The sequence below is a fragment of the Penaeicola halotolerans genome (genome assembly GCF_016464625.1).
Taxonomy (GTDB): domain Bacteria; phylum Bacteroidota; class Bacteroidia; order Cytophagales; family Cyclobacteriaceae; genus Penaeicola; species Penaeicola halotolerans.
Genome location: NZ_JAEAGO010000005.1, coordinates 182176 through 205010 on the forward strand (window position 1 = coordinate 182176; position 22835 = coordinate 205010).

Genomic DNA, 22835 nt, shown 5'->3' on the forward strand with positions numbered 1-22835 from the left:
TTCATTTACTTTCTTTTATTTTTTAATTATTTGACTTCCTTCGCTCAAATAAATAGCTACCCTTATACCCAAACTTTTGAAGATACTTTCATCACTGGTGATAGCATCAACTTCCTCCCGAGCTGGTGGGGAAATACTGTAGGTACAAGCAATAGAATCTTCCGAGCGGCTAATGAAGGTCGAGAAGGAAGTGCCGCCCTAGCTGCTCAAACCATTGGAACATTTAATGCAAACATCCAAATCTCTACTGATCTCAGCAGCTTAGTGATTCCTAGAGTTACTTTTTGGGCCAAAACCAATCAAAACGGAACAGCAACCTCTACCCGAGGAGTCATCGTCACTGCTTCTATTTGGGTAGATGGAGTTGAAGTATCTAATCAGTTGATAGGAGATGCTACTGTTTTTCCAAATGCTAACACCCCCTATTCCCAATATGAAATCAACCTGCCTCCAGAAGCCATGGGATCTCCTGATGTGATGATTTCTCTCCTGATAGAATATGGTGATGGAACGGGTTCAGCAGCGAGATTCTTCATGGATGACTTCACGATAGATGATGCCTTTGAGCCACTCGCGATCACTAAGATTCAGGTACTATCTGAAAACTCTCTAGCTGTAGTTTTCAATAAAGCAATAACAGAAACCAGTGCTAGTAATCCAGCTAACTATACCTTTACTGACGGAGTATCTTGTGACCTTGCCACTTGGTTTGTCGATCGACCAGACTCAGTAATCCTACAGACCTCAGGATTTGCATTTCAAACATACGACCTGAGCATTAGTGACATAGAAGCGCAAGATGGAGAAATCCTTACATCAATGCTGAATGGATCTTTTGAACTGCAAGAACTCCTCATAGAAAATGTAGAGCAAGTTGACAAAACAACCATTGAAATTACTTTCAACCAAGAGATCGATCCCATCTCAGGTAGCGACAACACAAACTATCAAGTAGATGAAGTTGGAAATCCAAACAGTGTTACGGTTAGTGGAAATCAAGCTACTTTGACCTTTTTGCAGGAATTTGACTCTTATGTCAACTATACACTGATAGTTAGTAATATCGAAAATTTTGGAGGTTACACCCAACTTACCTCTGTCAATAACTTTGAGCTATTTTATGTAGATCCTCTTGCTGTCGTCAGCGCACAAACACTTAGTCATACTGAAGTCAGTGTGACTTTCGATCAAGCACTGGAGGAAAGCACAGCCACCAATTTGACTCATTTTTTCATCAATCAAACAATTGGAAATCCATCCGCAATAAGCTGGTCAACTGACACTCCAAATAGAGTAATTCTCCAACTAGCCAAACCATTAAGAAATAACGACTATCAACTGACCATCAATGCCGTTTCGGGAGTATATGAAAATCCCATACCAACAGATACATCTATCGACTTCAGCTTTGTACAGAATGTTTCCTCACAGGATTTGATGATCAGTGAATTTTTACCAGATCCAAATCCAAAAGGGCTGATCCCGCCAAATCCTGTGCTTCCAACTGCAGCCAATGATGAGTTCGTAGAATTGTACAATCACAGTGAGCAAAATATCAATATCGGTGGATTTTTACTCAATGGTCGTGAGATCGAAGACTTTCTCATGCCAGCTAAAAGCTATGTCATCATAGTAGCAGAAAGTAAAAGAGAGGTATTTGAAGTGTTTGGCGCTGTGGCTGTCGTTCCTACATTTGCTGCACTGACCAATACTGCTGGTACTATCACACTCGATACAGATGTAGGCGAAAGATTGGAGTCTATCACTTATGATACTTCATGGTATCAAGATGCTGAAAAAAGTAATGGCGGTTGGTCCATAGAGCGTATCAATCCAACACTAATCTGTAGCACTGTGACCAATTGGCGCGCTTCTGAAGCAGCCGAGGGCGCAACACCTGGACAAATCAACAGTGTGTTTGATGATTCGCCAAATCTCACTGCCCCTACCATCTCTTCTGTACTTGCTGATACTGATCAGGGCTTGAAGATTACTTTTTCTGAACCCATGGATCTCAACTCGCTACAAGCTGCCAGCTACCAAGTAGCTAGTCAAGCGGCTCAGCTGGATAGTGTAAGTCAAACCATCATAATACTCCAACTCACCCAAAACATGCTAGATGGAGAGCACTATCTGATAGAAATCACGGGCGCTACTGACTGTCAAGGAAATGTCCTGACAGAAACTTTTGATTTTCTATATGATACCAGTCCTCCACAGCTGATTGATATTAGGTATTTAGAAAACAATCGCCTACTTCTCTCCTTTGATGAAGTGCTTTTGAGTAGCTCTGCTACTAACCGACTTAACTATCGGGTCAATGCCGAAGCTGCTGCCGAAGCCGAGATCAGTTCACCACAAACTATATCTCTACAACTAGCAAATCTTCTTGTGCTCGATAGTGCATATACACTTTCGATCAATGGGCTTTCCGACCTTCAAAACAACGTGATTTTTGATACACTGAGAAGGGAATTTCTTTACGAGTCTGCCATAGACAGTGTGTGGGTGACTACCTCAAATCAGCTGACCGTAAGATTTAAAGAAGCAACTAGTGCTCGATCTGAGCAAAATAGCCAGTACAGTCTAGGATCTCAATCACCAATAGCTGTCAGCAATGTGGGTTCGAACTATGACCAATATTTACTGACCTTTGAGCAAAGCTTCTCCCAAAACAGCAATTTACTTCTTCGAGTAGATTCGACCTTTAGCCAATCGCAAATACTGTTACAAACGCCTGCATATCCTTTTAGCTATGATACCAGAGCACCATCGATCAATGCTGTGACTGCCATAGATGCAGAAACTATAGAAGTCATCTTTAGTGAACCTGTCAATGCGGAGAGAGCCGAAGCAGTCAACAACTACACAATCAATAATGGTATAGGTAACCCTATCCAAGCCATTCAAAAAGCCGACAAAAGTGTTGTAAACCTGCAACTCAGTACTCCGCTAACTCCTGAAGTCACATACAGATTAGGAGTGATCAATGTCTCTGACCTTTCGGGGAATATCATGGAGCGTACAATCAACACCGACTTTGTCTATGATCAACAAGCGCCATTTTTGCAAGACTTACGCTATCTCAGTCCTTTCAGTCTTGAATTAATATTTTCAGAGCCTATAGACAGTCTATCATCTTTAGAGAGCAATTTCAGATTGATGGAATCCATCTTTCCAAAGTCCACCTTACACGCTACAACACAAGATGTCCTGACACTCACTTATGAGGAAATGATACCAGAGGGAGAAGCAATTAAGCTAGAGATTTTTTATCTCAGCGACCTTAAAGGAAATGTCAATTCAGACACCATTATTGTTTCACTGGATACGCAACAATTGAGGATAGGAAGTATCACTCCACTATCTGACAGAGAACTCCTAGTAGGTTATTCAAAAAATATCAATCCCATAGATGCTACGATCCTATCTAAATTCAACAATAATGAAGCTACCGCTGAAAGTGCTGATCTAGTCAATCCGCATACAATTCTCTTAACTTTTAGCGAAGCATTTGATTCAATTTCAAACACCCTACAGATACAAGAAATAAGAGCCGCAGGTTCTGAGGAGCTTTATTCATTTACACAGCCTTTTATTTACCAATCAGCTATTCAATCTGTGACAGTAGAAAATGGGCGGACTTTAAATATCACCTTTAGAGAGGCGCTAGCAGATGCTCGTACAACTTTGACTGGTCGACTACAGGTGGAAGAATTTCCTGAGCCAATTAGTATCGTCTATCCTACCAATCAGCAAAATATTGTACAAATCTCTTTTGATCAAGCCTTCACAGAGGGGCTGACCTATACGTTGCGAAGTGATACTTTGAGGACACAAAACGGAGCATTACTTCCTAGAGGGTTCGCTTTCTTTACCTATGACCTCAGCCCTCCGATATTAGATGCCATCACCTTTCCAGCGGATAATCAACTCCTTCTACACTTCAATGAAGCCCTGGATAGAAATGCTGCGCTAGCTACTAACCATTATTTACTCGATGATCTGCTAAATCCACAACAAGTCATACTATCAGCAGAAAATGAAGTACTGCTAACTTTCGCTGAAGCACTGACTGATGGCAATACACATACGCTAACTGTCACTCGGGTGGCAGACTTAGTGGGCAATAGAATAGTCTCTCAAGTGTTTACATTTAACTTTGAGGCACCCTATATCGCCAAGTATAAGGATATCGTGATCAATGAACTCATGGCTGCTCCAAGGCCTGAGCGAAATCTCCCCAATACTGAATATGTGGAGCTTTATAATACTAGTAGCCAAACGATCAAGCTTGGAGGCTATAGACTAGCCAATGCCTCCACTTCTACACTTTTGCCTGCCTTTGATCTAGCGCCAGATGCCTATGTGATCCTCGCTCCCAATAGTGGTGCAAATGCCTTACGTAACTATGGTGATGTGTTGGGCTTGAGCTCATGGCCTACACTCAGAAATAATGAGGATGAAGTGTATTTATATAATTTGCAAAATGACTTGATCGATAGCGTCTACTATAATCAAAGCACCTATCAAAGTACTCCCAAAGCTGGCTCAGGCTATAGTTTAGAACTCATCAATCCTTTTACTCGATGTGGTGATCAAAGCAACTGGATCGCCTCTACTGATAGCAATGGTGGAACTCCTGGCAAAATCAATAGCGTCTTTGATGATACGCCTGATCTCACAGGCCCAAGACTGGAAGCGGTAGAAGTCATCTCCCCTACTCAACTATTGGTGATCTATAATGAAAAAATGTCTCAAAGCGCCAGTTCATTCGCCAATTATCAATTCAGTCCAAGCATATCCGTTCAAAGCATTCAAGCTACAGACCAACGAGCTCAAGAATTTGTGATTTTTCTGTCTGAACCATTACTAGTTAATGAAAACTATACGCTGACAGTAAATGCCCTAGCAGACTGTAGTGGTAATTTGATTCAAGATAGCTTCAGACAACAATCCTTCATACTCCCAGATCAAGCTGAGCTCGGTGACATCCTACTCAGCGAAGTACTCTTCAATGCTGGTCCTGGTGGTGTCAAATTCGTTGAGCTTTACAATACCTCCGATAAATTTATCAACCTTCAAAACTGGCAACTAGCAAATCTAGCAGGTGAAGAGATTGGGAATTTGAGAAACATTAGCCAAAACTCGCTTATCATTGCTCCAGGCCAGTATTTGGCAATTACGACTGATGCCACTATTCTCAAATCACGCTATCCAAAAGGCGAAGAGGAGAATTTCATTACCATTCCTAGTTTGCCAAGCTACCCAATCGGTGGTGGCTCAGTGATACTTTTGGATCCTCAAGGTGAGCAGCAACAAAGATTGGACTATGCTGCTGATATGCATTCTCCACTGCTACAAGATGTGAGAGGTGTATCGCTAGAGCGTATAAGTTTTACTAGTGATGAAAACGACCCTCAAATCTGGAAGTCAGCTGGTAGCTCGGAGAATTTTGCTACTCCAGGTTATGCTAACTCGCAAGCAAGGCCTGAAAATAGTCTAGAGGCACTACTCAGCATAGAGCCTAAAGTATTTGCACCAGATGATCCTGGCACACAAAACTTCACTTCTATCAACTATAACTTCACGAACACAGGAAATATTGGTTCAGTCTCTGTTTACAGCCCTTCTGGCGCACTTGTCAAAACCATCGCACGAAATGAATTGATGAGCCTGAGAGGGTTTTTCACTTGGGATGGCACAGATGACAGTGGCCGCAAAGCAAAAGCAGGGTACTACATCGTCTATGTGGAAGTATTCAATCCAAGTGATGGCAGTACACGACAAATCAAAAAGACAGTAGTAGTCGCTTCTCGATTGCGATAATCATAGATAAGAGATATTCACGATCTCTTAATGATTTATTCACACAAATCCTCTTGACAAATCTTGCCATATAAATAGTGGGTTAAACATAATAATGACCACATTAAGTGCTTTCAAAAAATAAAAAGCCTTTGTAAAAATTTTACCTAAACTATTCCTCTCCAATAAATCGTTTAAGAAAGAGCAAACTGATTTTTGTTTTTGATAGACTACTCCTATTTTAGGGGAAATTTTCCAGTTTCGTTTTCCGTATATGCTTTTAAGCATATTTTAAAATGTATTAATTGTATGAGTCAAGAAGAAAGAACCCGGTATTCCGCAGAAGAGTTGCAAGAGTTTGAGCAGCTTATCCTCGAAAAAATCAAAGTGGCTAAAGACGAGCTATCACAACTCAAGGAATCACTCAGTAGAAAGAATGATACTGGAACAGACAACACAGCAAGTACTAGCAAACTGCTAGAAGATGGTGCTGATACCAGCGAAAAAGAGAACCTCAGCCAACTAGCCGCTAGACAGCAGAAATTCCTCACTAACCTAGAAAACGCCTTGATCAGAATTAAAAATGGTACTTATGGCGTATGCGTAGATACTGGTAAGTTGATCCCAAAAGAGAGACTAAGAGCAGTACCTCACACCATGCATTCTATAGAAGCGAAACTTGCTAAAAACCAATAGTTTGAATTTTCTTAGTAACCATATTGAAGCCTTGATATTTTGCTCTACAGCTCCGATCTCTATTACAGAGATTCAGGGCTGTTTGAGTGAGATGTTTGAAGCAGAAGTGCCCTCTAGCGATATAGAAGAAGCTATCCAAGCACTCCAAAAGAGATATGCAAGTGAAGAATTTGCCTTCGCGCTAGAGCATCTCGGTGGTGGCTATCAGTTTTTGACCAAACCCGCCTATCAAGCGTCCATAAGCATCCTACTCAAGCAGCAATCAAAAAAAAGATTGTCAACCGCAGCTCTTGAGACGCTTTCTATCATCGCCTACAAACAGCCCATCACCAAATCAGAAGTGGAACAGATCAGAGGAGTCAGCTGTGACTACTCTATCCAAAAGCTACTGGAAAAGGAACTGCTAACCATCCAAGGGAAAGCCGAAAGTGTGGGAAGACCTTTACTTTACGGTACTAGCCCTAAATTCATGGAGTACTTTGGCATCAATAGTCTTAGAGATTTGCCTGTTCCAAAGGACTTTACCGAAGAGATCAATCAGATAGGTGAAGAAAAGGAGTAATTCCCTCATTTTTAATTATTTAGCAAAGCACTAGATTTCGATTTTTATTCATTAATTTTGCAGGCCTTTTGAACGCGTGTACCATAGCACGTGTTGAAAGCACATACACTTAATTACAGCAGTGATGCTGGATACTTATGAAAAATAGTAGATACGGAAAAAAGAAGCCCGAAAGCGAAAGCAACTACAAGGGCAAAGACAGTAACAACAAGAGATTTAGCCCAAGCGGAAGACCTAGCGCAAGCAACAATCCAGAAAGACCTTCAAGCAATCGACCGTTTAACAACGGGAAATTTTCAAACAAAAACAGTAAAGACTCATTCGCTCCAAGAGGTGAAAAAACCAATAGCGGAGATACACCTCGTTTCAGTAGAGACAACAAAAGGAGCTTTGACAAATCAGAGAGATTTGGTAAGTCATCTTCTCAGCCAAGCAGAGGTGCTGGTGAAAACAGATTCAAAAAATTTGACGATAATAGAAGCCAATCTACCCCTTACAACAGGGATGGAGAGAGAAAGCCTTTTGGCAAACCTGCTGGAAGAGACTTTTCGGATAAAGGAAGATTTGGCAATCAGGCTAATGATTCCTTCAGAAAATCAGGGCCAAAAAGAGACTTCGATAATAGAGATGAATTTAGGTCTGATAAGCCATATAACAAGCGATTTGACAACAGTTCTGCCCGCTCAGGAGTAGACAAAGAGGACAAGAAAGCTTGGCAAAAGCAGCTGAAAGAAAACAATGCAGCAGCTCCAGGACAGAAAAGAAGATTTGATGCCAAAGAGGAGCGTCCATCTAAATTTGCCAAAACAGCCTATAAACCTTATGAAGAGGATAATAGGTTTGGTAAAAAGAAAGGGAGAAGCTTCGTAGCAGCTAAGCCAGAGCAAGAAATGCCTGACTATAGCAAGATCAGAAAGCCCGCCAAAGCGAAAGCAGTAGATGAAAGTGAAGAGCTTAGATTGAATAGATTTATTTCCAATTCGGGCATTTGCTCTAGAAGAGAAGCGGATAAGCTAATCCTCAATGGGGAAATCACTGTCAATGGCAAAGTAGTCACGGAACTAGGTATGAAAGTGCTGAAAACGGATATGATAAAGTTCAACGGTAAGGTCATCAAACCAGAGAAGTTTATCTATGTGCTGCTCAATAAGCCAAAAGACTTCATCACTACAACGGATGATCCACAAAACCGTAAAACGGTGATGCAGCTAGTAGCTAATGCATGTGAAGAGCGTATCTACCCAGTAGGCAGATTAGATAGAAATACAACAGGACTGCTCCTATTTACCAATGATGGAGAGCTTGCTGAAAAGCTGGCGCATCCATCTAACGAATCAAATAAAATCTATCAAGTCACGCTAGATAAGCCGATCACAAAAGCAGACTATGAGGCTATCCTAGAAGGCATCACGCTAGAAGATGGAGAAGCTAGGGTAGATGCACTGGAGATTTTGTCACTAGACAAAAAAATCCTAGGCATAGAAATCCATATTGGTAGAAATAGAATCGTCCGTAGGATATTTGAGCACTTCGGCTACGATGTAGTCGCGCTGGACAGAGTTATGTTTGCGGGACTGACCAAAAAAGACCTCACTAGAGGACACTGGAGATACCTCACTGAAAAAGAAGTCATCAGACTAAAATATTTCAAGTAAAATAAATCTCATCTCAAAACTCGAGATGGGATTTTTCTTTTATCCAGCTACCTCATAGAAGTAAAAAGTCACAAAGTCGCTTTCGACTTCTTCTTTATCAACATCCTCAAGTTTAGTGTTTAAGTAAAGCTTGTTCCTGACAACTTCAAATGGCGCGGTGATTTCCTTGACAGCACCTGCATCACTTATGATAGCTGCGTAAGTTTTCTTATACTCTAAGTATAATGCCCAAAAACGATCATCGATGATGTTTCGAGGTAGTCCATCAACATCTGCTTGTGGTATAGCCCCTATGTAGATCGCCACCCAATGATCATTACTTCTAGCCAAACCTGTAAACTTAGAGGCTGCTAAATCAGCATAGTAAGTTCCAAAATTATCTGGTTTTGGCTTTTGTATTGGCACGTATTTTTCCAAAGGGGGAAAAGATACTGTGTCTATCAGTGTCATCCCCCTAGATAAATCATAGGTGTAGATCTCAGGACTATGAGGAAATAAAACGTACAATTGATCTCCATCAAATAAATGTGAAGGCGACATGTATTCAAATTTACCCTTAAGCTGCGCCATGTATGTGTTCTGAGGAATAGTGGTATTTGCTATAGTTTCCATTTTATCTAAATCTAGCAAATGAAGGATTTTTTCTTCAACCAAAAAGTTCTCCTTACTATAAACTTCGCTCCTCCTTTCGCTCTCCACACTGGTATTGAAAAAGTAAGAACCATAAACTGAAGGGGAGCCAGCTCCACCAAGTTGCGTGCCCACAATAGACCTGTCAAACACCTTCTTTTCTTTAAGATTCAGCTCTTGGTCATAAAGTATCAGCCCTAGATAAGAAGTAACCATTATATCATTTTTATAAAAATTAGCAGCATACAAATAAGTACCAAAGCTATCTCTTTCATCATTTTGAAAAGTGCGCTCTTTCAAAATATCCCCTGACTGATTGACCAAAACAAAACTTCTTCTCTCAGTATCATAAAGTAAAATATTTCCCGACTCTGGATGTATATCCATGATTCTTAATGAACCTAAATAGTCTATTTGTACAGAATCTGTAAGTACTAGCTGAGGGTCAAATGCGCCATCAGTATTACTTTTTTCATCACTTGAGTTCTGACAGGCAAATGCCAACATTGAAATGAGACATGCAAAAATGAGTTTTTTCATCATGTGGTGGTTTTATTGAAAGAGGATATTTTAAATAGTTTTTATTTTAAATATAAAAAAAGGAAGCTAAATAGCTTCCTTCTCCTAACAAAAAATGACAAATTAATCTTACTTCTTTCCTTTGCCGAGATTTAATCCGCTGAGGTTTGACTGCAATTTACCAGCTTTGTCTACATCGATTTCTCCTCTGATACTTAGGACTGAGTAGCTCTCACCGTCATTCAAAAGGAAGATCATTTCTTTGATGATTTTGTCTGTTCCTTTGGTGAAGATTTCTACGTTAGTCCCCTCATCATTCACTTCCATCATGAGCTCCATAGACTCTCGCTTGATGCCCTTACGCAACGTCTCGAAGTTTGCCTTATTGAAGCTTCCTTCTGGCAATTTGATAAAGCTAATCTTCTCTACTGTCTTGGCCAAGATAGCTAAGTCTTCATCTACATTGGCATTCATACCATTGAGCATATTCAAAAATGATCCCCCTAGCTCTAAATGAAAGGCATTCTCATCAGATCTATATTTTTCAAATAAACCCGCTACGCTCTTTGACTGCGCTATCGCACCATATGTCATAAGCATGATCCCCATTAATACTCCTAATTTTTTCATTTGCTTCATTATTATAGTTTAAAAATACATTCAATTACTTTTTGTACAAACCCTCCATCACACTACTCTCAGAAATCATATTGATGTCTTTCATGGTCATATTTCCCGTGAGAGAGATCAGCGTGATGTTTTGTGCATCGATACTTAACATCACAAATTCCGATATCCTGCCACCTGAACCTTCTTTCATCATGAACTTCGTCATGGCTCCTTCCTCAGATACTTCCATGAGCACTTCATACTTTTCACGCTTGAGGACTGAGAGTGCTTTGTCATAGTATGGTTTGCCATCGATATTTTCCGAAGAGACCAGTCGCAAACCAGTCAGTCTAGGCAGTATGGCTGTAAAATCCTCCGCCTCCTGTGCGCTGGTGAAGTTGGCCATCATGCTAAACATCTTGGCGCTGAAGTACACTTTGGTAAACTTCTCATTCTCCATCAAAGTCGGGAAGTGCTTGGAGATAAAATCATCCTGCGCCTGAACCGCCAGACTGCTCATGATGAATAGTAGTATAATTGATAGCTTTTTCATTGCTCTTTCTCGTTTAGTATTTTTTGTGTTTGACTAAACTTAGCCAGTTCAGCCATTTCCTTTTTTCCTTTATTCAGCTTCTCTCCCATGATAGAGAGGACTTTGATCATATCATTATAAGCTTGATCTGCTTCTGCCTGCTTGACTTGCATGTATCGCTGATACTGCCATGCACCTACGCCTGAGGCGATCAAAATTAAAAATGAAGCTGCTACACTCATCCAGTATTTAGGACTTCGCTGAGGCTTTTGGCGAGTTGCAAAGAGTAGTGAAGTAGCTGGCATCTGCTCTTGAGCTAGTGCTTCAAACCCTCCCAAAAGATCTTTCAGCTCCCTGTAATTAGAAGAAGTGTCTTGTGCCAGCCAAAATCTCAGCTCCTGCTCTTCTTCTAAGCTACTCTCGGCTGCCCAGTATTTATCTATCAGTTCTTCAATTCTCTCCTTAGACATCTTTATACTTTTTTTGCACTTGTTCTCTCATCTTTTGTCTTGCCCTAAAGACATTTACTTTCACTTGCTCTAGACTAATCTCGAGTACTTCAGCGATTTGCTGATAACTATAGCCTTCCACTTCTCTGAGCTGCATGATGGCTCGCTGCTTGTCTGGAAGATCACCTAGTATCTGTTTGGCTAACTGTAACTGTGCTTGAAATACGTCCTCATCTCTGTCAACCTCAGCAGCAGTCAAATGCTCTATAACATCCACAGACACTTGGGGACGCTTTTGATCTTTTCTCAAAGAGTCAATCGCCATATTTTTGACCATGCGCATCATCCATGCATCATGATTATCTATTTGATCCAATTGCGCGCGCTTATTCCAGGCTTTGAGTAGGGCATCTTGCACCAAGTCTTTGGCCTGCTCTCCGTCTCGAAGCCAATGACTAGCAAAGCGATAGAGCTTATTCCTCAAGGGCAAAATGGACGTTTCAAAAAATTGACTCATATTCGTGTGGAAGACAGCAGATGTACTAGAAAGTTACAGTTAAAAAAATAAATTTTTGAAACAGCCACAAAAACGCCATCCTGACTATGTAGAACGGTTTTAAATTGCTTTAAAAAATAGTATGCATGCCGACTGTTTATTATTTTGCATCAAAGGAAAAAGAGAGAAAGCAAATGAGCAGAATGGTCACAATCACTAAAAATAAAAAAAGCCCCGAGAGTATTTCCCGAGGCTTGTGGTGATGAGTGGATTCGAACCACCGACTCACGGATTTTCAGTCCGATGCTCTACCAACTGAGCTACATCACCGCGATTGAGTGGCACAAAAGTAGGGAATAATGTCTTTCATCCAAAACTTTTGACTAAATTTTCGACAACAAATACAGAACAGTATACCCTCTTTAACTTAAATATTTAACTATGAGCTTATTACCACAAATAGCTTTTTTAGCGGTTTTTGCAGTGGCAGGCTTTCTACTCAGCAAAAGGATAGGCCACCTGAGAAGAAGTATCATGCTCGGCAAGTCCGTAGAAAGAAATGATCAACCTTCTGAAAGATGGAAGACCATGCTGCTAGTGGCTTTCGGACAACAGAAGATGTTCAAAAGACTCATTCCCGCATTTCTCCACCTTTTGATATATGTAGGCTTCTTGGTGATCAATCTTGAAGTGCTAGAGTTTGTCATAGATGGTGTCTTTGGCACGCATAGAATATTTGCTCCGCTGCTCGGTGACTTCTACACAGTAGCCATGAATATCTTCGAATTCTTAGCCTTTGCAGTACTCTTTTCTTGTGTGGCTTTCTTGATCAGAAGAAATGTCATGAAAGTAGAGCGATTTACTAAGCCAGAGATGAAAGGCTGGCCAGCACTTGACGCTAACTTAATCCTAGTGATAGAAATCATCTTGATGTTTGCTATCCTGACCATGAATGCTACAGATCAAATCCTAGCGGCCAGAGGAGATGAGCACTACATACAATTAGGATCACTCTTTTTTAGCAGCATGCTGATGCCACTTTTTGAGGGCATGTCAAATGGCACACTAGTATTCATCGAACGTTTTGCTTGGTGGTTCCACATAGTCGGAATTTTAGCTTTTGCCGTTTATGTGACTTACTCTAAGCACCTCCACATCTTTTTGGCTTTCCCTAACACTTGGTATTCAAACCTTAAGCCTAAGGGAGAAATACAAAACATGCCTGAAGTAACGAATGAGGTAAATATGATGCTGGGCATACAAACGGATGCTGCAGCCAATCCCCCTGCAGAGATCGGTAGATTTGGGGCTAAAGATGTCAACGACCTCAGCTGGATCAACATCATGAATGCATTTTCCTGCACCGAGTGTGGGAGATGTACCGCAGAATGTCCTGCTAATATCACAGGTAAGAAACTCTCTCCTCGTAAAATTATGATGGATACTAGAGATCGCGCAGAAGAAGTAGCGAAAAGCATCGCCAGTGGTGGCCCAGGCTTAGAAGATGGCAAATCACTACTTGGAGATTATATCACCAAAGAAGAGATCAACGCTTGTACTAGCTGCAATGCTTGCGTAGAAGCCTGTCCAGTCAATATAGATCCACTTGCCATCATCCTACAGATGAGACGCTATGTCTCTATGGAAGAGTCTGCTGCTCCAGCACAGTGGAATTCTATGTTCCAAAACATGGAAACGAGTTTTTCCCCTTGGAAATTTGCCCCTTCTGATCGATTCAACTGGGCAGAGAAAATCAAGCAAGAAGAAATCAAATAGTCATTTTCAAAATTTAGCATCATGTCAAATACATATAAAGTACCTACTATGGCCGAAATGGCCGCCAACGGCCAATCACCAGAAGTACTCTTTTGGGTAGGTTGTGCTGGGTCATTTGATGATCGTTATAAGGCAGTTACTGAAGCATTTGTCAAAATCCTCAACAAGGTAGGTGTGAGCTTCGCTGTGTTGGGTACAGAAGAAGCTTGTACTGGAGATCCTGCCCGTAGAGCTGGCAATGAGTTCCTTTTTCAAATGCAAGCCGTATCCAATATCCAAGTACTCAATGGCTACGAAATCAAAAAGATCGTCACTGCCTGTCCACACTGCTTCAATACCATCAAAAATGAATATCCAGCTTTGGGTGGAAACTATGAGGTGATCCACCATTCTACCTTCTTACAACAGCTCATCAATGAAGGCAAGGTAGTGCTCAAAGGTGGAGGAGAGTTTAAAGGCAAGAAAATCACTTATCATGATAGCTGCTACCTAGGCAGAGCTAATAATATCTATGAAGCCCCAAGAGAAGTACTCCAAGCACTCGATGCTGAGCTAGTCGAGATGAAGCGCTGCAAAACCAAGGGTCTCTGCTGTGGTGCAGGAGGTGCACAGATGTTCAAAGAACCTGAAAATGGCAAGAAAGATATCAACATAGAGCGTGCTGAGGAAGCACTAGCCACAGGTGCCGATACCATCGCAGTGGCATGCCCCTTCTGTATGACCATGATGTCTGATGGGGTCAAAAATAAAAATAGAGAACATGATGTCAAGGTCATGGATCTAGCAGAACTGATCGCCAAATCAGAAGGCTTATAATCATCAAAACGGGTAGTCATATTGATTACCCGTTCTTTTTTGAAGACTTTTTGATATCAGCAAACCATTTGACCCTTAGAAACCGTTAGATAATTAGTCTTTCGAGCAAAGCATCTTTCGGTTTAAAATCTTACTTTTGAATATGTATATTCCTTACGAACAACTGAGTGATCAAGCCACCGTCTGGACATATCTAGCAGATCGTCCTGTAAGCGAGCATCAAGAAGAGATAACAAATATCTTACGTGCCTTTTGTGAAAAGTGGAACTCACATGGCGCTCCCCTACAGACTTCTTTTACCATCTTACATGACCAACTCATTGTATTGGCAGCAGATGAAGCCCATTTACCAAGCGGCTGTTCCATAGATAGCTCGGTAGCACAAATCAGGGAGCTAGAAAACAAGTTTGGCCTTAGCTTATTAGATCGATCACAAGCTGGTGTCTATATAGCTGGTCAAGTTCACCGCTACCCCCTACTATCATTTAAGCATCTCATCCAAGTACAAGACGTTCAACCTGATACTTTGCTACTCAATCCTATGGTGAAAACGAAGGCTGAATTAGCTGAAAAAGGATTGATCAAAGCAAAAGAAAGCTGGTTGAGTAGACATTTTGAGACGAAACACGTTATATAAGTGTATTTTTAGATAAATTGATAGATCAACAAGTCCCCTATGAGACCATTCGTTTCTAACATCATGCTGTTGCTCACCCTTTGCTTCGTCTTAGGATGTGCCTCTTCGAGCAAAAAAGCAGCCACTAAGCCAAGCCCAGAGGCTTTTGACAATGGTGACTATCAGTTGGCCATCGCATATTATGAAACGATCCTTGAAAAAGATCCTTACAATGCTGAAGCAAACTTCAAAATAGGCGAAGCTTATAGACTAACTAATCGAGCTGCAAAAAGTGCCGACTACTATCGCACGGCCTTTGAGCAAAACTACGCAGATCCTGCTGTAGGTTACTACTATGCGCTAGCTCTCAAAGCCCAAGGTGAGTATGAGGAAGCCGCTAAGGAGTTTAAAGACTATGCAGACTTCGCTGAAGAAGGAGATCCTTTAGCCAATAGAGCCAGATTAGAAGTGGCCAACATCGAAGCGATGGATAGCCTTCCAGATATCGGTCAATATATCGAAATCAGAAATCTAGACGTACTCAATACTGAGACTATAGATTATGCCCCATTTTTTTTCAAAGGAGAGCTTTATTTCACCTCCTCTAGAGGTAATACTGGCATTTATCAAGCCATTGGTGAGCCTTTTACCCAACTCTATAAAACAAGGGCCAACGGACTCTTCCCAGATGGTCAGAATATAGTCGCACTCCCTGATTTTATCAATAAGGAGAATGTAAATGTTGGCAGCATCGCTATCTCTAGTGATGGCAACTTCATGATATTCGCTAGAGGCAACTCTGGTGATCCTGAAGATACTAAGGAAGTCAATCTATATCAAAGTAGAAACCAAGGAGGTGTTTGGTCAGAGCCAGAATTTCTCCCAATCAATGACCCACTCTCTTGGGATAGCAATCCATCCTTTAATCGCGCTGGGACAACAATTTACTTTTCATCCAATAGACCTGGGGGCTATGGTGGACTCGATTTATACTCTGCTACACTGGATGAGAGAGGTCGCTGGGGCAATGTCCGCAACATGGGCGGAGACATCAATACTCCTGGAAATGAAATGTTCCCTTACATCTCTGATGACAACAAGCTCTACTTTGCTTCAGATGGCCATCCTGGATTTGGTCAGCTTGATATCTTCGTGGCAGAGCGTAAGGATGGCGTCACGACCATCTCTAACATGGGTAAAGGAATCAACTCTCCTGCAGATGATTTCGGCATCAGTTACACTAGGTATCCATTTGAAGCCTACTTTGCTTCCAATAGAGAAGGTGGCAAAGGAGATGATGATATCTATGCATTTGTAGATAATAGCCCATCCCTCAAAAAAGTAAACTACATACTAACTGGTACAGCTGTAGATATATTGGATGATGGCTCAGAGGAGCTTTTGCCGAATACAAAAGTAAGACTCATCGATGGTGAAAATACCCTAGCAGAAGTCAATACCACCTCTTCTGGTAGATTTAGATTTGATGTGAGTACAGAGAAAAACTATATCCTAATTGGTGAAAAATCTAACTACTTCACTGCCCGGTCAAGCTATAGCACAGTGGGTAAGACAGTGAATAAAGATACGCTTGTACAAGAAGTCACAACTGTCACTTTTGACACCAAATTAGTCTTGGATAAAATAGTGTTGGAAAAAGCGATCGTCCTAGAAAACATCTACTATGATCTGGATAAGTCAGACATCAGACCTGATGCAGCACTAGAGCTTGACAAACTTGTACAAGTGCTTGTGGATAATCCTGACATTCGCATTGAGCTTAGCTCGCATACAGACTCTAGAGGAAATGACGCTTACAACTTAGCCCTTTCTCAAAGAAGAGCACAGTCAGCCGTAGACTACATCATTTCCAAAGGTATCTCTGCTGATAGATTGACTGCCCGAGGCTATGGAGAAACACGATTAGTCAATGACTGTGGCAATGGAGTAAACTGTACTGAAGAACAGCATCAAGAAAACAGAAGAACAGAGTTTAAAGTCACGGAAATCCAAGAAAACCCTGAAGAGGAAACAGAAGTAGAAGAAAATACTTCCGAACAATGATAAAAAGGCCAGCGAATGCTGGCCTTTTTTAATAACATCATAACCTAAGTATGACAGCATATTTCATTTTTTCTCTCTTTCCCAAACACAAATCCTTAACTTTACTGCATCTTAGATCACAAGCATAGCATTACATGACTGATAGATACATGCAGCGCGGAGTTTCCGCTTCCAAAGAAGACGTTCATCGAGCCATTAGCAACTTAGATAAAGGACTTTTTCCTCAGGCTTTTTGTAAAATCGTCCCTGACTACCTCGGTGGAGATGACACCTACTGCAATATCATGCATGCGGATGGTGCAGGTACTAAATCTTCTCTTGCATACATGTATTGGAAAGAAACAGGTGACCTATCAGTATGGAAAGGCATCGCACAGGATGCCATCATCATGAATACAGATGATCTCCTCTGTGTAGGTGCGATTGATAATATTTTAGTTTCTTCAACTATCGGGCGTAATAAGAATTTGATCCCTGGAGAGGTGATCTCAGCACTCATCAATGGCACAGAAGAAGTGCTGCAAATGCTCAGAGACCATGGAGTGAATGTTACCCTCACAGGTGGAGAGACTGCAGATCTAGGTGATCTCGTGCGTACAGTAGTCGTGGATAGTACAGTAACTGCTCGGATGAAGCGAAATGAGGTTATTTCTAACGATCGCATCCAGCCTGGTGATGTGATTGTAGGCTTAGTCTCTTATGGTCAAGCCAAGTATGAAGATAGCTACAATGGTGGCATGGGAAGTAATGGGCTAACTTCTGCCAGACACGATGTCTTTCACCATAGCTTAGCTGAAAAATATCCTGAGAGCTTTGATCCTTCCGTCCCTAGAGAGTTGATCTATAGTGGAAAATATCAACTAACAGACCAGCTAGCAGATGTCCCAGTGGATATGGGTAAGTTGGTACTTTCTCCCACCAGAACTTATGCTCCTGTGATGGTAGAAGTCTTCAAACAAATGCGAGCACACATCCACGGCATGGTACATTGTAGCGGTGGTGCTCAGACGAAAGTACTTCACTTCATCGATGACCTGCACATCATCAAAGATAATATGTTTGAAATTCCTCCACTTTTCAGAACTATACAGGAAGTGAGCCAAACGGACTGGAAGGAAATGTACAAAGTCTTCAACATGGGTCATAGGCTTGAAATCTATTTATCTCCAGAGCATGCACAAGAAGTCATTGCCATCTCTGAGAGCTTTGGTATCCCTGCTCAGATCATCGGTCGAGTAGAGCAGTTTGAGGGGAAAAAAGTTACCTTGGAAACGATGAATGGTACATTTATCTACTAAATCAATTTGAAAAAAATAGGTAAAATACTCGCTTATTTTTTAGCGATACTCTTGATACTCGCGGTGGTCTTGATCACACGAGTAGATAGACAGCCCTATCAAGAAACTGCCTATTATCAAAATACCATGGCGCGCATAGATGCGCTGTCCTTATCACTAGATCCAGCAGATAGTGTTCTACAAGCTGGTTGGTCTCTGACCAATATGACACCTGATGAACCTGCTCCCTTAGTAGGCTACAGCCCGAGAGGAGACTATGAGTTTGTTGCAGATAGCAGCTTTATCCGAACACTTTTACTATCTAGCGCCCGAGAGCAAGTGGTCATTCTAGGATATGACCTGTTGATCGTGCATCCCTATTTAGCCGAAACAGTCGAAAAAGCCATTTATGAAAGGTTTCCAGAGATTGATGGGGTCTACTTCAATGCGAGTCATACACACAGTGGTTTAGGAGGATATATGCCTGGTTTGATGGGTAAAATAGCCTTTGGTGGTTATGATGAAGCGATTGTCAACTTGATCACCTCTCAAAGCATTCAGGGCATCCAAAAAGCATATGAGCACTTAAACACTGTCAATGTATCTTTCCGAAAGACTGCAGCCCCACAGTATGTCGCTAATAGACTAGTCCCGACAGACCCTATAGATCCCTATATCAGACAGATCAAGTTTGAAAATACGCGCAATGAGCAATTAGTCTTCATGACCTATACTGCTCATGCGACATGTCTATCGAGTAAATTCATGGGCTTATCCGCTGACTATACAGGTTTGATGAGTAGGAAACTAGAAAAGGAAGGACTAGCAGATCGAGTATTCTATGCAGCAGGAACTGTCGGTAGTCATAAACCGCTACCTCCTGGCGATCAAGCCAGTGATGTCCTAACTTATGCAGAAGATCTAGCAAATACCCTCCTATCTGACACAAGCTCATTTCAAAAAATCGAAACTAAAGGCTTGGCTTATCAAAGACTCCCTATTGATTTGAGAGAAGCTCATTATCGCATTGCAGAAAACTGGAGACTGAGACCTTGGTTGTTTGACAACCTGTTTGGAGCAACGAATGCTCATTTTGACATCCTTCAGATCGGTAGCCTACAGTTAATCGGCTCTTCGGGAGAACTCTCGGGTGTCTTCTATGCCTCTCTAGATAGCCTAGCCGATCAGGTTGATAAGCAACTTGTGATCACTACTTTTAATGGAGGCTATATCGGCTATATTACCCCAGACAAGTATTATGACTCGCTCACCAAAGCAGAGGTGAGAGACATGAATTGGTTTGGCCCATACAACGGTGCTTACTTTCAGGAAATGCTTGAAGCATTGATCAAGAAATAAGATATAGCGAGTAACATTTTAGCCCTTTTTAGACTTATAAAAACTGATTCATTCATACCTTAGCGCATACATGTCCTCATCAAAAGCAATCATCATCGGCAGTGGCATTGCAGGTATAGCAGCAGCTATTAGACTTTCTCACAAAGGCTATCAGGTCTCAGTCTATGAGGCCAATACATACCCTGGCGGAAAGCTTTCCGAAATCACCAAAGAGGGTTTTAGATTTGATGCTGGCCCTTCACTTTTTACTTTACCAGAGCAAGTCGCAGAACTCTTTGCGCTATGTGGGGAAAATATCCAAGATCATTTTGCCTACAAACAGCTCGACATTGCTTGCAAATATTTCTGGGAAGATGGCACAGTGATCTCTGCTTCTTCTGACCAAGAGACCTTTGCTACTCAAGTGGCGGAACAACTGAAAGAGCCTAAAGCAAACGTCCAAAGAGCACTCGCACAATCTGCGAAACTGTATGATACTTTAGCACCACTCTTTATGCACAAATCGCTCCATGAGTTACAAACATGGATAGGGAAAGATGCTAGAAAAGCCTATCTCAAACTTCCAGGGTTAGGTTTGACCACTACGATGAACAAGGCTAATGAGCGCTTATTTAACCATCCAAAACTCGTTCAGCTATTCAATAGATATGCTACCTACAATGGGTCCAATCCTTATGAGACGCCTGCCACACTCAATATCATTCCTCATTTGGAATTTAATATCGGGGCCTTTTTCCCCAAAAAAGGGATGTATGATATCACCATGAGTCTCTACCAATTAGCGAAGAGACAAGGAGCGTCTTTTCACTTTGGACAAAAGGTCGATCAAATACTATTGGAAGGAAAAGTAGCCAAAGGAATCAAAGTAGCTGAGGAAGAAATCTATGCAGACCTGGTCGTGACTAATATGGACATGGTCAATACTTATAAATACTTACTCCCAGCAGATGTAGCTCCTAAAAAACTGCTCAATCAACCTAAGTCCAGCTCTGCTTTGATCTTTTACTGGGGGATTCAAAAAGTATTTGATCAATTGGAACTCCATAATATCTTCTTTTCAGACAACTATGAGGCGGAGTTTTCGCACATTTTTGACAAAAAGACCATTTATCATGATCCTACAGTCTATGTGAATATCACCTCAGTAGAAAAGCCTGATGATGCACCTGAAGGCTGTATGAATTGGTTTACAATGATCAATGTACCCAATAACTCCGGTCAGGATTGGGACCGACTCATCAGTGAGGCTAAAAAGAATATTCTCTCAAAACTCTCTCGAATATTAGGGGAAGACATTGAAAAACTGATCGTAGTTGAAGAAATCTTAGAGCCTCGAACCATCGAACTGAAGACTTCTAGCGCGCAGGGTGCACTGTATGGCAATAGCTCGAACAATCGCTTTGCGGCATTTCTCAGACATGCTAATGCGCCTAAATCCTTCGAAAACCTGTATTTCTGTGGAGGAAGTGTACATCCAGGAGGAGGCATACCACTTTCGCTACTTTCAGCCAAGATCATGGCTGACTATATCCCATCAATAAGCTAGAATAAGTAGCTTATAGCCATTGTAAAAGCGGAGGATATCTCTCACGTAGTTGACTGGTTCTGAACCCCTACAATAACCAAAACGCACGACCTCATCTCGGTAGTAAAGCGGCTGTGACTTGCGTTCTAGATAATAGGCTACATCATTCCAGTCACTCGGATCTTTGCGATACTTGATCGCCAGTCTCACTGCATCATCTACGTGTCCTTGGCCTACATTATATGATGCTAGGATAAACTTCACACGCTCTGAAGCTGCAGGAACTCTACTCGTCCAGTAGCGATCTAGGTATTTAAGATAGCGAACACCTCCCGCTATACTTTCTCGTGGGTTGATAGGGTCTGACACCCCATAGTGCTCCATGGTAGCTGGCATCAGTTGCATGAGTCCACGAGCTCCTGCCCATGACTCTGCTTCTACATCGAAGTGTGACTCCTTGTAGATGAGTGCTGCCAGCATACGCCAGTCCCAGCCCAACTCATCTGCATGGTACTTGATGATCTCATCATAAGCCGAAATCCTATTGCCAGAAACAGAAGAATAAGGACTAGTCCCTCTGAAATAAGAGGCTCTAGGGTTTTTAAAGTACTTTTCGAAAAGGATACGATATTTAGCTGATTTTTTCACTTTCTCTAGCCAAGTATTTAATTCGGCTAAGAAATCAGGCGCATTTCTACGAACTGCCCAAGCGATGTCTACAGGATCGGATACCTTAAAGTCCACATCTATATTTTCAAAATAAGTGGAATTGACCATCCCCATGTCTTCATCTACGATCGTATAGTTGATATCACCTTTGGAGACTGCCTCTATGAGTTTTTCTCCATCGACATAGCTCTCATCTTCGACTATTTGAAGTTTCCCAGCCAGCTGAAATGACACCAACTCCATCTTAGTCTTAAAAGTAGAAGACTTTCTCACATGGACTGTCTTACCACTCAGCTGCTCAAGTTTTCTGATCGGTTGATTTGATTTTCTTTGAACCAAAACCGTTCCTAACTGATTGTGTGGAATAGTGAATTCCGCATATTTCTTGCGCTTTTCGGTGACTTCTAAGTTGAGTGCCAAAAGGTCTGCATCTCCTTTATTTAACATTTCAAAAGCCTCGTTGATATCAGCATTCACTATCATATTTAAACGCACCCCTCTAGCCGTAGCAAAGTCTCTGAGGAGCTCATATTCGAAGCCCATCAATCTACCTCTATAGATGAAATAACTCGTGGATGAATTGTCTACAATGACATTGAGCGTACCGCGTTGCTTGATCCTATCCCAATCATACTCCACTGGATTATGCCAAAAAGGTTGGCTAGTAGCTTCTCTAAGCTCCTCCCTCGTACATGCTATCAGCAGGACACTTATGATGGCACTCGTAAAAAATATCCTGAGATATCGACCCATGTTTGCAGATTATAGCCTGACTCA

General features: G+C 41.6%; 17 protein-coding genes and 1 tRNA gene. 11 read left to right on the top strand and 7 right to left on the bottom strand.

Features of this window, described 5'->3' with window-relative positions; genetic code table 11:
- Positions 1-30: 30 nt before the first annotated feature.
- The 4 genes from I5349_RS13225 to I5349_RS13240 all read left to right on the top strand — a co-directional run bounded on the left by I5349_RS13225 (position 31) and on the right by I5349_RS13240 (position 8721).
- Entirely contained in the window at positions 31-5829 is a 5799-nt protein-coding gene (locus I5349_RS13225; protein ID WP_226391258.1) for a lamin tail domain-containing protein, read from the top strand.
- A 288-nt stretch (positions 5830-6117) separates the two neighbouring features.
- Positions 6118-6504, top strand: a complete 387-nt coding sequence (locus I5349_RS13230) for a TraR/DksA family transcriptional regulator (protein WP_226391259.1) — start codon at positions 6118-6120, stop codon at positions 6502-6504.
- Between the two features lies 1 nt (position 6505).
- Positions 6506-7066 (top strand): SMC-Scp complex subunit ScpB, encoded by a 561-nt coding sequence (scpB, locus tag I5349_RS13235; protein WP_226391260.1) that lies wholly within the window; start codon positions 6506-6508, stop codon positions 7064-7066.
- A 137-nt stretch (positions 7067-7203) separates the two neighbouring features.
- Positions 7204-8721: a pseudouridine synthase gene (locus tag I5349_RS13240; protein WP_226391261.1), complete on the top strand. Its 1518-nt coding sequence runs from the start codon at positions 7204-7206 to the stop codon at positions 8719-8721.
- A 39-nt stretch (positions 8722-8760) separates the two neighbouring features.
- On the opposite strand, the gene I5349_RS13245 is transcribed toward I5349_RS13240, so the two are convergent.
- The 6 genes from I5349_RS13245 to I5349_RS13270 form a co-directional block, all read right to left on the bottom strand.
- The gene (locus I5349_RS13245) at positions 8761-9891 is read right to left on the bottom strand and encodes a hypothetical protein (RefSeq protein ID WP_226391262.1); all 1131 of its coding nucleotides are present in this window, start codon (positions 9889-9891) and stop codon (positions 8761-8763) included.
- Positions 9892-9999: 108 nt separating this feature from the next.
- Positions 10000-10500: a DUF4252 domain-containing protein gene (locus I5349_RS13250; RefSeq protein WP_226391263.1), complete on the bottom strand. Its 501-nt coding sequence runs from the start codon at positions 10498-10500 to the stop codon at positions 10000-10002.
- 34 nt (positions 10501-10534) lie between these two features.
- The gene (locus I5349_RS13255) at positions 10535-11032 is read right to left on the bottom strand and encodes a DUF4252 domain-containing protein (RefSeq protein WP_226391264.1); all 498 of its coding nucleotides are present in this window, start codon (positions 11030-11032) and stop codon (positions 10535-10537) included.
- Entirely contained in the window at positions 11029-11481 is a 453-nt protein-coding gene (locus I5349_RS13260; protein ID WP_226391265.1) for a PG0215 family putative anti-sigma factor, read from the bottom strand. The genes I5349_RS13255 and I5349_RS13260 overlap by 4 nt, the downstream gene beginning before the upstream one ends.
- Positions 11474-11977, bottom strand: a complete 504-nt coding sequence (locus I5349_RS13265; protein ID WP_226391266.1) for a GFO_1088 family ECF-type sigma factor — start codon at positions 11975-11977, stop codon at positions 11474-11476. Before I5349_RS13265 ends, I5349_RS13260 begins: the two co-directional genes overlap by 8 nt.
- Before the next feature lie 236 nt (positions 11978-12213).
- Positions 12214-12286 (bottom strand) — tRNA-Phe (locus I5349_RS13270).
- A 111-nt stretch (positions 12287-12397) separates the two neighbouring features.
- Between I5349_RS13270 and I5349_RS13275 the strand changes: the two genes are divergently transcribed.
- The 7 genes from I5349_RS13275 (at position 12398) to crtD (ending at position 21410) form a co-directional block, all read left to right on the top strand.
- Positions 12398-13732 carry a 4Fe-4S dicluster domain-containing protein gene (locus I5349_RS13275; RefSeq protein WP_226391267.1) on the top strand — a complete coding sequence of 445 codons (1335 nt, stop codon included), beginning with the start codon at positions 12398-12400 and terminating at the stop codon, positions 13730-13732.
- Between the two features lie 21 nt (positions 13733-13753).
- The gene (locus I5349_RS13280) at positions 13754-14548 is read left to right on the top strand and encodes a (Fe-S)-binding protein (RefSeq protein ID WP_226391268.1); all 795 of its coding nucleotides are present in this window, start codon (positions 13754-13756) and stop codon (positions 14546-14548) included.
- 142 nt (positions 14549-14690) lie between these two features.
- Complete coding sequence (locus tag I5349_RS13285; protein WP_226391269.1) at positions 14691-15185, top strand: hypothetical protein; 495 nt, start codon at positions 14691-14693, stop codon at positions 15183-15185.
- A 39-nt stretch (positions 15186-15224) separates the two neighbouring features.
- Positions 15225-17228, top strand: a complete 2004-nt coding sequence (locus I5349_RS13290) for a CHU_0125 family OmpA-like outer membrane integrity protein (protein WP_226391270.1) — start codon at positions 15225-15227, stop codon at positions 17226-17228.
- 134 nt (positions 17229-17362) lie between these two features.
- The gene (locus I5349_RS13295; RefSeq protein WP_226391271.1) at positions 17363-18526 is read left to right on the top strand and encodes an AIR synthase related protein; all 1164 of its coding nucleotides are present in this window, start codon (positions 17363-17365) and stop codon (positions 18524-18526) included.
- A 6-nt stretch (positions 18527-18532) separates the two neighbouring features.
- Positions 18533-19864 (top strand): neutral/alkaline non-lysosomal ceramidase N-terminal domain-containing protein, encoded by a 1332-nt coding sequence (locus tag I5349_RS13300; protein ID WP_226391272.1) that lies wholly within the window; start codon positions 18533-18535, stop codon positions 19862-19864.
- Positions 19865-19934: 70 nt separating this feature from the next.
- Entirely contained in the window at positions 19935-21410 is a 1476-nt protein-coding gene (crtD, locus tag I5349_RS13305) for a 1-hydroxycarotenoid 3,4-desaturase CrtD (RefSeq protein ID WP_226391273.1), read from the top strand.
- Here crtD and I5349_RS13310 read toward each other — a convergent pair.
- Positions 21399-22811, bottom strand: coding sequence for an MltF family protein (locus I5349_RS13310; protein ID WP_226391274.1), 1413 nt, complete (start codon positions 22809-22811; stop codon positions 21399-21401). The genes crtD and I5349_RS13310 overlap by 12 nt on opposite strands.
- Between the last annotated feature and the right edge of the window lie 24 nt (positions 22812-22835).